This is a genomic window from Streptococcus sp. HMSC34B10 (genome assembly GCF_001839505.1).
GTDB lineage: Bacteria > Bacillota > Bacilli > Lactobacillales > Streptococcaceae > Streptococcus > Streptococcus peroris.
This window is the reverse complement of sequence record NZ_KV841543.1, coordinates 1-11,810: the sequence shown is the minus strand read 5'-3', so window position 1 is coordinate 11,810 and position 11,810 is coordinate 1. Positions and strand designations below refer to the sequence as shown.

General features: G+C 38.1%; 14 protein-coding genes and 1 pseudogene. 10 read left to right on the top strand and 5 right to left on the bottom strand.

Translation table 11 applies throughout. The features are described from left to right. Window positions 1-117: 117 nt before the first annotated feature. Window positions 118-246 carry a FanG protein gene (locus tag HMPREF3237_RS09040; RefSeq protein WP_083327648.1) on the bottom strand — a complete coding sequence of 43 codons (129 nt, stop codon included), beginning with the start codon at window positions 244-246 and terminating at the stop codon, window positions 118-120. 28 nt (window positions 247-274) lie between these two features. Between HMPREF3237_RS09040 and HMPREF3237_RS01205 the strand changes: the two genes are divergently transcribed. The 6 genes and pseudogenes from HMPREF3237_RS01205 to HMPREF3237_RS01185 all read left to right on the top strand — a co-directional run bounded on the left by HMPREF3237_RS01205 (window position 275) and on the right by HMPREF3237_RS01185 (window position 2,926). Continuing rightward, on the top strand, window positions 275-889 hold the full coding sequence (locus tag HMPREF3237_RS01205) for a CadD family cadmium resistance transporter (protein WP_083327647.1): 615 nt from the start codon (window positions 275-277) through the stop codon (window positions 887-889). A gap of 11 nt (window positions 890-900) precedes the next feature. Continuing rightward, the gene (gene cadX / locus HMPREF3237_RS01200) at window positions 901-1,239 is read left to right on the top strand and encodes a Cd(II)/Zn(II)-sensing metalloregulatory transcriptional regulator CadX (RefSeq protein WP_003004755.1); all 339 of its coding nucleotides are present in this window, start codon (window positions 901-903) and stop codon (window positions 1,237-1,239) included. Window positions 1,240-1,284: 45 nt separating this feature from the next. Further along, a pseudogene (locus HMPREF3237_RS09140) lies at window positions 1,285-1,476 on the top strand (XRE family transcriptional regulator); the annotation flags it as partial. A gap of 173 nt (window positions 1,477-1,649) precedes the next feature. Then, window positions 1,650-2,153: an ABC transporter permease gene (locus tag HMPREF3237_RS01195; RefSeq protein WP_070888570.1), complete on the top strand. Its 504-nt coding sequence runs from the start codon at window positions 1,650-1,652 to the stop codon at window positions 2,151-2,153. 82 nt (window positions 2,154-2,235) lie between these two features. Continuing rightward, on the top strand, window positions 2,236-2,703 hold the full coding sequence (gene nrdI / locus HMPREF3237_RS01190) for a class Ib ribonucleoside-diphosphate reductase assembly flavoprotein NrdI (protein ID WP_070888569.1): 468 nt from the start codon (window positions 2,236-2,238) through the stop codon (window positions 2,701-2,703). Between the two features lie 13 nt (window positions 2,704-2,716). Continuing rightward, window positions 2,717-2,926 (top strand): hypothetical protein, encoded by a 210-nt coding sequence (locus HMPREF3237_RS01185; RefSeq protein WP_070888568.1) that lies wholly within the window; start codon window positions 2,717-2,719, stop codon window positions 2,924-2,926. A 34-nt stretch (window positions 2,927-2,960) separates the two neighbouring features. Here HMPREF3237_RS01185 and HMPREF3237_RS01180 read toward each other — a convergent pair whose 3' ends face one another. Next, complete coding sequence (locus HMPREF3237_RS01180; protein ID WP_070888567.1) at window positions 2,961-3,209, bottom strand: MarR family transcriptional regulator; 249 nt, start codon at window positions 3,207-3,209, stop codon at window positions 2,961-2,963. A 596-nt stretch (window positions 3,210-3,805) separates the two neighbouring features. Next, a complete protein-coding gene (gene argS, locus HMPREF3237_RS01175) occupies window positions 3,806-5,497 on the bottom strand; it encodes an arginine--tRNA ligase (protein WP_070888566.1) in 1,692 nt (563 codons plus the stop codon). Between the two features lie 153 nt (window positions 5,498-5,650). Here argS and argR point away from each other — a divergent pair, with 153 nt between their 5' ends. Together argR and mutS are read left to right on the top strand one after the other, a co-directional pair. Then, window positions 5,651-6,097 (top strand): arginine repressor, encoded by a 447-nt coding sequence (gene argR / locus HMPREF3237_RS01170; RefSeq protein ID WP_006146260.1) that lies wholly within the window; start codon window positions 5,651-5,653, stop codon window positions 6,095-6,097. 46 nt (window positions 6,098-6,143) lie between these two features. Further along, window positions 6,144-8,678, top strand: coding sequence for a DNA mismatch repair protein MutS (mutS, locus tag HMPREF3237_RS01165; protein WP_070888565.1), 2,535 nt, complete (start codon window positions 6,144-6,146; stop codon window positions 8,676-8,678). 40 nt (window positions 8,679-8,718) lie between these two features. Here the strand turns inward: mutS and HMPREF3237_RS01160 are convergent, their stop codons facing one another. Both HMPREF3237_RS01160 and HMPREF3237_RS01155 read right to left on the bottom strand, forming a co-directional pair. Then, the gene (locus tag HMPREF3237_RS01160) at window positions 8,719-9,177 is read right to left on the bottom strand and encodes a DUF3021 domain-containing protein (protein ID WP_070888564.1); all 459 of its coding nucleotides are present in this window, start codon (window positions 9,175-9,177) and stop codon (window positions 8,719-8,721) included. Then, a complete protein-coding gene (locus tag HMPREF3237_RS01155; protein WP_070888563.1) occupies window positions 9,174-9,614 on the bottom strand; it encodes a LytTR family DNA-binding domain-containing protein in 441 nt (146 codons plus the stop codon). The genes HMPREF3237_RS01160 and HMPREF3237_RS01155 overlap by 4 nt, the downstream gene beginning before the upstream one ends. A gap of 285 nt (window positions 9,615-9,899) precedes the next feature. Here HMPREF3237_RS01155 and HMPREF3237_RS01150 point away from each other — a divergent pair, with 285 nt between their 5' ends. Beyond that, window positions 9,900-10,328, top strand: coding sequence for a GtrA family protein (locus HMPREF3237_RS01150; protein WP_070888572.1), 429 nt, complete (start codon window positions 9,900-9,902; stop codon window positions 10,326-10,328). 20 nt (window positions 10,329-10,348) lie between these two features. Then, window positions 10,349-11,810 (top strand): Cna B-type domain-containing protein (locus HMPREF3237_RS01145; protein ID WP_070888562.1); only part of this gene is annotated, 1,462 nt, incomplete at its 3' end.

The window sequence follows — 11,810 nt, the reverse complement described above, 5'->3', positions numbered from 1 at the left end:
ATTTACCATGTCTACTTAAGAGGTATCATATCATTTCAAGCGTTTTTCTTTTTCCAATTTCAATACATTTCACTATATTTCAGTCCAATCTCTACCTTTTTAGATAAATAATATCATTTAGATATTGAAATTAAGCCCTGCTATCATTTCGATAGCAGGGCTTTTTAATATTTGGTACACTAACTTCTTATCTATATTTTGGTGGAATTGAAGTTGACATCTACAAAGTTTAATGTTAAAATACATTCAAAAATATATTTGAATGAGGTGCTTTATGGTTCAAAATGTTGTTACTTCAATAATCCTGTATTCTGGGACAGCCGTAGACTTACTTATTATCCTAATGTTATTTTTTGCCAAAAGAAAAAGCAGAAAAGACATCATTAACATCTATTTAGGACAATTTCTAGGCTCTGTTAGTCTAATATTGCTAAGTTTACTTTTTGCATTTGTCTTAAATTATATTCCTAGTAAAGAGATTTTAGGTTTACTCGGTTTGATTCCAATTTTCCTAGGCCTCAAAGTTTTGCTTTTAGGAGATTCTGATGGAGAAGCTATTGCAAAAGATGGTTTGCGAAAAGACAATAAAAACTTGATTTTTCTAGTCGCTATGATTACTTTTGCAAGTTGTGGCGCTGACAATATTGGTGTCTTTGTCCCATATTTTACCACCTTAAATTTAGCGAATTTGATAGTGACTTTACTTACTTTTCTAGTCATGATTTATCTCTTGGTTTTTTCTGCCCAAAAATTGGCACAAGTCCCTTCTGTTGGAGAAACTTTGGAAAAATATAGCAGATGGTTTATTGCCGTTGTCTATTTAGGATTGGGGATGTATATCCTGATTGAAAACAACAGCTTTGACATGCTGAGGGCTGTGTTCGGCTAGGAGAAAAAATTATGAAAAAAGATAGTATCTGTCAAGTGGATGTTATAAATCAACAAAATGTTATAACCGCAACGAACTACCTTGAAAAGGAAAAAGTCCAAAAATCACTTCGTATTTTATCAAAGTTTACCGATAATAAACAGATAAATATCATCTTTTATCTCCTTGCCGTCGAAGAACTCTGTGTCTGCGATATAGCCTGTTTATTAAATCTCAGTATGGCATCTGCCTCCCACCATCTTCGTAAACTAGCCAATCAAAACATCTTGGACACTAGAAGAGAGGGGAAAATTATATATTATTTTATAAAAGATGAGGAAATCAGAGATTTTTTTAATCAACTAGGATAACAACTATTTTTACTACTTTACCATGATTATATATAGGACTTATCTATGAAATTTTTTGATGAAAATTACTCACAAGAAATACCTACTCGTATCAAATGTTTAAGAAAAAAGTATAATTTAAAGCAAACCGACTTGGACTATAAAGAAATTATTTTCTAAGATATTACCAAGTTTGTTGAAAATCTGTTTTACCACTGTTTTAGCTCTATTATATTTAGAGATTTAGAAACTGTAGATAGAATTGAAGTAAGCATTCAATACGAATCAATACATAAGAAAAACGCTGATTTTAAGCGTTTTTTTCAATTTCAATACATTTCAGTTCAATCTTTATTTATTATTCTATAAACTTGATTTTCTATATAAAATATGTTATAATGATAAGAATAAATGATTAGGAGGCTGTGAGGATGAAAAAGAAACCAATTTATTTGTGGGTATTGTTAATCTTATCAGCCCTATGTTCTGCATATTCCTTATTGGGAGTTTTAGTTCCAATACCAAAAATAGATCATTTACCAACTATTAAAGGAGTATCGGCAGAATATAATAAGCAGATGGTTGCTTACACCATTAAAATAGCAGAGCATAACCATTCTCTCTTTAATGTTATTTTGATTGTTTTATCAGCGGTTTTAGTGACTGCAGCTTTAGTCTACCTCGTACGTGATAATATTCAACTAGCAAACTATATTTATATTGGTTATATTTTCCTAGCTATTATTGGAACTATTTATAACTTCCTTGGAGTACAGCAGGGGCTCGCTCTTTTTACAGATCCAACCATTCGTATGGGAGCAGGAATCGGTGCCAATGGAGTTATCATCGTCTTCATTATCATTAATATTGTTTTCTTAGCTCTTGTCTTTTATAATATGTGGCGTCAACAAAAAGAATTAGCGAAAGCAATCTAAGAACAACGCTAATGGTTGACAAAGGATAACTATCAAGATACAATCTTGGTAGTTATTTTTAGTGGAAAAAGAGAATATCAATATGAAAAAAGTATCTTTAGTTTATATCAGTTTGAGTGGCAATACTGAAAGTTTCGTGACTCGTCTTAAAACCTATCTTTTGGAGCAATATAAGAACATAGAAGTAGAAAAGATTCATATAAAGGATTTGGTCAAGGAAGGGGAAGATTTCTTTGAGATGACGAACCCCTATGTGGTTTTCTTGCCAACTTATCTAGAGGGTGGTAATGGTGTTGACAATGGAGATGTGGAAATTTTAACGACTCCAGTAGGTGACTTTATTGCCTATGGTGACAATGCTAGTAAATGTCTAGGTGTTGTCGGATCTGGGAACCGAAACTTCAACAATCAATACTGCCTCACTGCTAAACAATACAGCCAACGTTTTGGCTTCCCTGTTCTAGCTGACTTTGAAATGCGCGGAATGCTGGGAGACATCAAGAAGGTTGCTCGGATCATTGCAGAACTCTATGAATTAGAAGCTTTGTAAAAGAACAATAAAAATGAGTAAGTTTCTTAAAATTTTAAAGTATTTTGAACGCAAACCAAGTCTCAAGGATATCATGCTATGCAGTGCCTTGCTGCTTTTGGCTATTAGTCTGATGCTGTTGTCTGATAAAATTTTTGATGAAAATGGAAGATCAGTTGGAACGATAGTATCGTTAGGGATTGTTATCCTGGTGGGAATCTTAGCTGTCAGAAGAAATAAATGAAAAGACTCGAGAAATGTCATCTCGAGCCTTTTTGTTAGTTGCGGATTTCGTCAACGATTTCTTTTGCAATTGGAATTCCTAAACGGTAGTTTTTGTTGATATAATCAATGATATCATTGATGTTTTCTATCGTCTGGATTTTCTCTTCGATAGTTGCACGAAAAGCTGGGTCTTTTAATAGTTGGTCTTGAAGCAGTCTTTGGAGCTTTTCTTTTTCATATTTATTGATAAGAAAGAGAAAAAGAAGGCTGATAACAACTAAAATATAAGCGTACTGGCTCATAAAAATTCTCCCTAAATGATAAAGAAGTAAGTGGTAAGATAAAAGCGAAGTTTTGCGCCTTTCGAGTGATGGGGTTATAAAGCAGACTGTATAGGATGTGGTCTTAGCTATTTAGACTGCTTTGCAATCAAGTAATTTAAAAGATTACGACGTCTTTCGGTGGAAATCGATAATATTTCTATCGAAAGACTAGTGAAGCGTTTAGGCAAGTCGCCCGATAGCGATTGCCGTCAAGAGATTAGGAACTTTAGTTCCAATAACTTTAAGATTACGACGTTTTAGGACATAAATCGATCATATTTATGTCCTAAAACTAGTGAAGCGCTTAGCCAAAGTCCGAATAGGATTTGGCGTTAGTTACTTAGATTGCTTAGTAATAAATTAATTTAATAGATCACGACATGCATCCAAACAAATCGATATTATTTATTTGGATGCATTAGTAAGTCGTTTAGGCAAGTCGACTTATTTACGACGTCGTGGCCCCTAAATCGATTATATTTAGGGGGCATGACTAGTGAAGCAGTTAGCTAGTCCGCATAAAAGCGGCTAGCGTCTAACAATTAGGCACTTTAGTTCCAATTGTTAGTACTGAATCACATCTTCTCAGGCGCTTCTACACCCAGCAGACGAAGGGCTTCTTTGAGGACGACTGCTGTTGCATAGCTGAGAGCTAGGCGGCTGTCACGTTCTGGGCTTTTATCCAAGATACGAGTGTGGGCGTAGTATTTGTTAAAGGCTTGAGCCAAGCTAATCGCAAATTTAGCGATGATTGAAGGCTCGTAATTATCAGCTGCACGTTTAATAATACGTGGGAAGTCTTGGATTAACTTGATGATCTCCCAACTTTCATCGTCGTTCAAGCTATAGTTGGCACCTGCTTCAGGTTTGAAATCAGCTTTACGCAAGATGGATTGGATACGAGCGTAGGCGTATTGAACATAAGGGCCGGTCTCCCCTTCAAAGGATACCATAGCTTCAAGGTCGAAGTCATATCCATTTGTACGGTCAGTTTTAAGGTCATAAAATTTAATAGCTCCAACCCCAACAGCATGAGCGACTTGGTCTTTGTTTTCAAGTTCAGGATTTTTAGCTTCGATCTGCGCTTTGGCACGACTGATTGCCTCTGCAACAGTTGGCTCTAGTAAGATGACATTTCCTTTACGAGTGGAGAGTTTCTTTCCGTCCCTTGTTACTAAACCAAACGGAACGTGGACAATGTCTTGGTTCCAATCGTAGCCCATCTCTTGCAAGACGGCTTTCAGTTGTTTGAAGTGAGCAGATTGTTCTTGACCAACGACATAGATTGATTTGGCAAATTGGTATTCGTTTTTACGATAGAGGGCTGCAGCCAAGTCACGTGTGATGTAGAGAGTCGCGCCGTCAGATTTCTTGATAAGAGCTGGATGTTCGATTCCATATTTTTCAAGATTCACAACTTGGGCCCCTTCTGACTCAACCAAAAGTCCTTTATTTTCAAGAATCTCTACAACTGCATCCATTTTGTCGTTGTAGAAAGCTTCTCCATTGTAGCTGTCGAATTCAACTTGAAGCTCATTGTAGAGACGGTTAAATTCTACCAAGCTTTCATCGCGGAACCATTGCCAAAGAGCGAGAGCTTCCTCATCGCCGTTTTCAAGTTTGCGGAACCATTCGCGTGCTTCTTCATCCAAACTTGGATCATTCTCAGCTTCAGCATTGATGCGGACATAGAGCTTGAGGAGTTCATCGATTGGATGAGCTTTGACAGCTTCTTCGTTACCCCATTTCTTGTAGGCAACAATCAACATCCCAAACTGTTTACCCCAGTCTCCCAAATGGTTGACCTTGACAGTTTTATAGCCAATTTTTTGGAAGATATGTGACAAGCTGTCTCCGATAACTGTTGAACGAAGGTGACCGATTGAAAATGGTTTAGCAATATTAGGACTAGACATATCGATAACGACATTTTCTTGGTTACCAATCGTTTGGTCGGCGTAGTGATTTTTTTCAGTGATGACGTCCTGTAATACTTGACCAGAAATGGCAGCCTTATCAAGGAAGAAGTTGACGTAAGGTCCGGTTGCTACCACCTTTTCAAAGGCTTGACTATTGATCTTTTCAGCAAGTTCTGTTGCAATCATTTGAGGAGCTTTACGTTCCACCTTTGCCAATGAGAAGGCAGGGAAGGCGATATCTCCCATATCTGAGTTTTTAGGTGTTTCTAGTAAATTTAAAATAGCCTCTTGGTCCAGGCTATCAATGACGCTAGACAACTCGCTAGCAATCAATTCTTTTGTATTCATTTAGGGCTCCTTTAGGGCTTTTTTACTATTTTAACACAATTTACTACATTTTTTTTGAAAGAAGAGATTTTTTTTGAAATATCTGGTTTTTTTGATATAATATTCTTACTAAAAAAATGTAAAATGTTATAAATATGCACTCGAGAGGATCTTATGAGAAAAAGAGAACGTCATCAACTCATTAAGCGAATGATTACAGAAGAAAAATTAGGCACTCAAAAGGATATCCAGGATCGATTGGAAGCTTGTGGTATCTTCGTGACACAAACAACTTTATCCCGTGATTTACGAGAAATTGGTTTAACGAAAGTTAAGAAAAATGATGTAGTCTATTATGTGCTAGCAAATGAGACAGAAAAGATTGATTTGGTCGAATTCCTTTCACGTCACTTAGAGGGCGTTGCGAGGGCTGAATTCACCTTGGTGCTCCATACGAAACTTGGAGAGGCGTCTGTTTTAGCCAATGTAGTAGATTCAAATAAAGATGAATGGATCTTAGGGACAGTTGCAGGGGCTAATACCTTGTTACTTATCTGTAAAGATCAACATGCTGCTAAAGTGATGGAAGAACGCTTACTAGAGTTAATGGAAGATAGATAAAGTCTTGAGAGTTTCTCTCAGGACTGTTTTTACAAGGAGAAGGTAAATGACTACTGAGAAATTATCACCGGGTATGCAACAGTATGTGGATATCAAAAAACAATATCCAGATGCTTTTTTGCTCTTTCGTATGGGTGATTTTTATGAGTTATTTTATGAAGATGCAGTCAATGCTGCTCAGATACTAGAAATCTCACTGACCAGTCGCAATAAAAATGCCGAAAATCCTATTCCCATGGCTGGTGTTCCTTACCACTCTGCCCAACAGTATATCGATGCTTTAGTGGAACGTGGTTACAAGGTTGCCATCGCTGAACAGATGGAAGACCCTAAACAGGCTGTTGGTGTTGTCAAACGTGAGGTTGTCCAGGTTATTACACCAGGGACAGTTGTTGATAGCAGCAAGCCAGATAGTCAAAACAACTTTTTGGTAGCAATTGATTGTTGTGGTTTCCAATATGGTTTAGCCTACATGGATCTGGTTACAGGAGATTTTTATGTAACGGGGCTATCAGATTTTTCTCTAGTCTGTGGTGAAATCCGCAATCTCAAGGCTAGAGAAGTAGTGGTTGGCTACGACTTATCCGAAGCAGAGGAACAGATTCTCAGCCGTCAAATGAATCTAGTGCTTTCCTATGAACAAGAGATAGGTGAAAATGTGCATCTGTTAGATTCAGGATTAGCGCCTATTGAAAAAGCTGCCAGTGGTAAACTTCTCCAGTATGTTCATCGGACGCAGATGAGAGAGTTGAATCACTTAAAACCTGTTATCCGTTATGAAATCAAAGATTTCTTGCAGATGGATTATGCAACCAAGGCCAGTCTAGATTTGGTTGAAAATGCTCGCTCAGGTAAGAAACAAGGCAGTCTTTTCTGGCTACTAGATGAAACCAAGACTGCTATGGGTATGAGACTCTTGCGTTCTTGGATTCAACGCCCCTTGATTGATAAGGACCGTATCTTAGAACGTCAGGAAGTTGTGCAAGTCTTTCTGGACTATTTCTTTGAGCGAAGCGATCTAACGGAAAGTCTTAAGGGAGTATACGATATTGAGCGTCTAGCCAGTCGTGTTTCTTTTGGGAAAAGCAATCCCAAAGACCTCTTGCAATTAGCGACTACCTTAGGAAGTGTTCCACGAATTCGCGCAATCTTGGAGGGAATAGAGCAACCAGCCCTCGCTTATCTGATTGAACAACTGGATGCTATTCCTGAGTTGGAAAGCCTGATAAGTGCTGCTATTGCCCCTGAGGCTCCTCATGTGATTACAGAGGGAGGAATTATTCGAACTGGTTTTGATGAGACCTTGGATAAATACCGTCGTGTTCTCAGAGAAGGGACAGGCTGGATTGCTGAGATTGAGGCAAAGGAAAGAGAAAACTCTGGCATCCATACTCTCAAGATTGATTACAATAAGAAAGATGGCTACTATTTCCATGTGACCAATTCGCAGCTAGGTAATGTTCCAGCCCACTTTTTCCGTAAGGCTACGCTGAAAAACTCTGAGCGTTTTGGAACAGAAGAGTTGGCGCACATAGAGGGAGAAATGTTAGAGGCGCGTGAGAAATCAGCAAACCTAGAGTACGAAATCTTTATGCGTATCCGTGAGGAGGTTGGCAAGTATATCCAACGCCTGCAAGCTTTAGCACAAGGCATTGCGACAGTTGATGTCTTGCAAGGACTAGCAGTTGTAGCTGAAAATCAGCATTTGATTTGCCCAGAGTTTGGTCAAGACTCTAAAATTGATATTCAAAAAGGTCGTCACGCTGTCGTCGAAAAGGTCATGGGAGCTCAAACCTATATCCCTAATAGTATCCAAATGGATGAAGAAACCAGTATCCAGCTGATCACAGGGCCTAATATGAGCGGGAAGTCAACCTATATGCGCCAGTTGGCGATAACAGCAATCATGGCACAAATGGGTTCCTATGTTCCGGCAGAAAGTGCTCGTTTGCCAATCTTTGATGCGATTTTTACTCGTATCGGTGCAGCAGATGACTTGGTTTCAGGCCAGTCTACCTTTATGGTAGAGATGATGGAAGCTAATAATGCCATTTCTCATGCGACCAAGAATTCTCTCATTCTCTTTGATGAACTTGGTCGGGGAACAGCAACTTATGATGGGATGGCTTTAGCGCAGTCTATCATCGAGTACATTCATGAGCATATTGGAGCCAAGACCCTCTTTGCGACTCACTACCATGAATTAACCAGTCTGGAAGCTAGTCTTGAACATCTAGTAAATGTACACGTGGCTACGCTTGAGCAAAATGGACAGGTCACTTTCCTTCATAAGATTGAACCAGGTCCAGCAGACAAATCGTACGGTATTCACGTTGCTAAGATTGCAGGATTGCCAGCAGACTTGCTAAAAAGAGCGGATGCGATTTTAACTCAACTAGAGAGTCAAGGTCAGGAAAGTCCTGCTCCAATGAAACAAACACATGCAGTCTCTGAACAAATTTCCCTATTTGACTCGGCGGAAGAAAATCCTATCCTAGCAGAATTGGCCCAAGTAGATGTGTACAATATGACCCCTATGCAAGCCATGAATCTCTTGTTAGAACTGAAACAAAAATTATAAGTCAAAAACCCACTCCGTTTTGTGAGTGGGTTTTTAGGTCTTATTTTTTCTGAGCCAATAATTGGTTGATATGGGCAACCTTCTTTGATTCTCTCTTGTAGAGAACAACCCAGATGATGAGGTAGACGATGGCAAACTCTGGGATGAGCTGAAGGATGAAAGTCCAGTGGAGAGGGAACCAACCGGCTAGGATTGCTAGAGGGACAAAGCCTAGCAACATAAGGAAAAAATGAGTGACTGTAGCTCGAAGGAGACTCCAGTCTTGAGCAAAGAGACGACCGCCAAAACTAAAGAGGACTCCAATCGCTGCCCAGATAAGCAGACAGTAAAGTAGGACGAGTGATCCATGCACCTGATGTTGGGTCATGAATTGACCGATCAAAGAGTTGGGGCTTAGAGGTGCGTAGTTACTTGGTGAGTGGATAAACGAAAAGATAATAGATAGGATGAGGCCGATGAGGATACCAGTTGTGGCATCGTGAAATACTTGTTTTTTCATAGTTCTAATTTCTCCTTAATAGCTTTGAGGTAACGGCGAGATGAGTAGGTAAAACTGTCGTTTTTGAGATAGATTTCAATCAAGCCGTTAGAGGTTAGTTTAAGATGACTGATAGCGTCAATGTTGACAATTTCAGATTGGGAAATTTGGATAAAGGAAGCAGGTAAGATTTCAACTGCTTGGTAGAGACGAATGTCGAGAGCATAGGTTCGACTATCTGTTTCCGCCAGCACTTTACGATTCTCGATGTAAATTCGTTGAATTTTATGAATCTCAACGAGATAAACCTGATCTTGAAATTTTCCTTTGATGGTTTCTTTTTGATCCAGGGATTGGACAAAGTCTTGAACTTTTTGAACTTTAGAGGAAAAAGTTGGTGCCTCTATGATCATTTGTTCTTCAGTGTATTGCTGATCAATGTCGAGTTTGACTTTCATAATTTCTCCTTTATAGAGTTGTAATAGAGATCTCTTACTTACAAATCTATTAAACACCATTTTTTTAACAATTACAAGGTGATTTGACTATATGGTAGAAAAGAGGGTCTATGTGGTTGGAGTTAGGGTAGAACACTCATAAAAATGTAAGTTTCCATCTATATCTTTGAGTGATACATCATGTAGTAATAAATCTAGTAAAAAAAAGCTAAAAAATACTAAGATATGTTGCACTTTTTTAAAAATGTTGTATAATAAAGTGATAGTAAATTTTTGGGGGCTGGATTGAAAAATTTGTTTGCAAAACTGTTCGATAAAACTTTCTTAAAATTTATTATCGTTGGTATTATTAATACTGTGTTTGGAACGGCCATTATGTTTTTCTGTTTTAATATATTACAGTTAGACTATTGGTTTTCTTCAGCAATGAACTATATTTGTGGAGGAATTCTTAGCTATTTCCTAAACAAAAAATATACATTTGCTGTAAAAGAAACTAGTAGGAAGTCCGTTATTCGTTTTACTATCAACTTAACCGTATGTTATTTGATAGCTTACGGAGTTGCAAAACCTATTGCCATGTTTATTTTCCAAGGAGCGGGAGAAAAATGGCAAGGAAATATTGCGCTTTTCATCGGAATGGGACTGTATGTATTTTTAAATTATATAGGGCAACGGTTTTGGGCGTTTAAAACTGATAAAAAGATTTTATGAAAGAAAGGACTAGGGGAAAAATGAAATCTTTCTACAAAAAGCTAGTTGTACTACTAGCGATGGTTGGAGTAGCTGTCCTCGGTTTATCCATTATTAACCCAGTGTCAGCAGCAACTGTTACACCAACCATTACAAACCTCAAAGCAGATACATCTGGTCAAAAAGTTACATTTTCTTTTGATTGGGACTTGACAGGTAAATCTGTTAAAGATGGGGATACTTTCACCATTGACGCTCCTGAAGGTGTCAATATCACTGAACTCGCAACGCAATCACTTCAAGCTAATGGTGCTGAAGTAGCTACGATTACGATGACCAACAAAAAGATTACTTTTACATTCAAAAAAGCAATCGAGTCAATGAACGAAAACGTTAAGGGTGGATTCCAATTCCGTGCAGTGTGGGATAGCACACCAGGAAATCCTGGTAACAAAACAGCTACTTCAAAAGTAGGTTCTGAATCAGTCATCATTACTCGTCCTGATGGACCTGGTGTATTTGAATCTGTTTTAAATAAATACAACCTTACTGGTGACTATGTAGCTAAGGAATTCAAATTAGACGCATCTGAAAACTATGCATGGATGAAAGTCGGAAGTGACTACTATCTTACAAAATGGTTCATCCGTATCAACGGAGATGGTAAAAAACAAGCCCTCACTAATCCAGTTGTATCAGACAAAATTCAAGCTCCAGCTGTAGATTACTCTAAAATCACTTTTGCTCCAGCTGCTAACCATGCGGCAAATGAATTCTTTGTAGGAACTTACTTGAAACCATCATTCACACTTAGAAAAGGTGGACAAGTGGTTGCTTCAGGTTGGGATTTCTGGAAACATGTGAAATTCGATGCAGATGGCAATGGATTCACTGTAAACTTATCTGATGTTAGTGATGTATTCAAAACAGCAAATAGCGATGAAATTATCGTTGAATACCAAACATTGATTCCAAAAACAACTATCCGTGTTGATAACAACGCTACTTTGAAAGCTGATGAAATTACAACACCACAAACAGATCCAGCATTCTGGAACAATACAGAATTGAAGTTCTGGGTAACAGGGGATAAAACCGTAACTGTTGAAAAAGAATGGGTTGGCGATAGCGAAGCAGATCGTAAAGACATCACTGTTCAATTGATGGCCAATGGTCAAAAATTGGAAGGTATGACTAAGACATTAACCAAGGCTTCAGGTTGGTCAGCTGAGTTTTCTAAATTGCCAGGTATTAAAGATGGACAACCAATCGTTTATTCTGTAGTAGAAACGAATACACCTGATGGTTATACTTCAAAAGTTGAACCAATCAATGGTTCTAATGTTATCAAAGTTGTAAACACTTCAAATAAACCAACAACAACTACGACAACAACTACAACAACGACTGCAGCTCCAACTACAACAAGTACAACGACAGCCTCAACAACTGCAGCAACTACAACAACGGCTTCAACAACTGCAGCAACTACAACAACAGAGT

What these genes read in the sequence shown, in the direction of transcription:
- HMPREF3237_RS09040 (WP_083327648.1), bottom strand. Translation starts at nt 246, where the DNA reads ATGTATTTTAACATTAAACTTTGTAGATGTCAACTTCAATTCCACCAA.
- HMPREF3237_RS01205 (WP_083327647.1), top strand. Translation starts at nt 275, where the DNA reads ATGGTTCAAAATGTTGTTACTTCAATAATCCTGTATTCTGGGACAGCC.
- cadX (WP_003004755.1), top strand. Translation starts at nt 901, where the DNA reads ATGAAAAAAGATAGTATCTGTCAAGTGGATGTTATAAATCAACAAAAT.
- HMPREF3237_RS01195 (WP_070888570.1), top strand. Translation starts at nt 1,650, where the DNA reads ATGAAAAAGAAACCAATTTATTTGTGGGTATTGTTAATCTTATCAGCC.
- nrdI (WP_070888569.1), top strand. Translation starts at nt 2,236, where the DNA reads ATGAAAAAAGTATCTTTAGTTTATATCAGTTTGAGTGGCAATACTGAA.
- HMPREF3237_RS01185 (WP_070888568.1), top strand. Translation starts at nt 2,717, where the DNA reads ATGAGTAAGTTTCTTAAAATTTTAAAGTATTTTGAACGCAAACCAAGT.
- HMPREF3237_RS01180 (WP_070888567.1), bottom strand. Translation starts at nt 3,209, where the DNA reads ATGAGCCAGTACGCTTATATTTTAGTTGTTATCAGCCTTCTTTTTCTC.
- argS (WP_070888566.1), bottom strand. Translation starts at nt 5,497, where the DNA reads ATGAATACAAAAGAATTGATTGCTAGCGAGTTGTCTAGCGTCATTGAT.
- argR (WP_006146260.1), top strand. Translation starts at nt 5,651, where the DNA reads ATGAGAAAAAGAGAACGTCATCAACTCATTAAGCGAATGATTACAGAA.
- mutS (WP_070888565.1), top strand. Translation starts at nt 6,144, where the DNA reads ATGACTACTGAGAAATTATCACCGGGTATGCAACAGTATGTGGATATC.
- HMPREF3237_RS01160 (WP_070888564.1), bottom strand. Translation starts at nt 9,177, where the DNA reads ATGAAAAAACAAGTATTTCACGATGCCACAACTGGTATCCTCATCGGC.
- HMPREF3237_RS01155 (WP_070888563.1), bottom strand. Translation starts at nt 9,614, where the DNA reads ATGAAAGTCAAACTCGACATTGATCAGCAATACACTGAAGAACAAATG.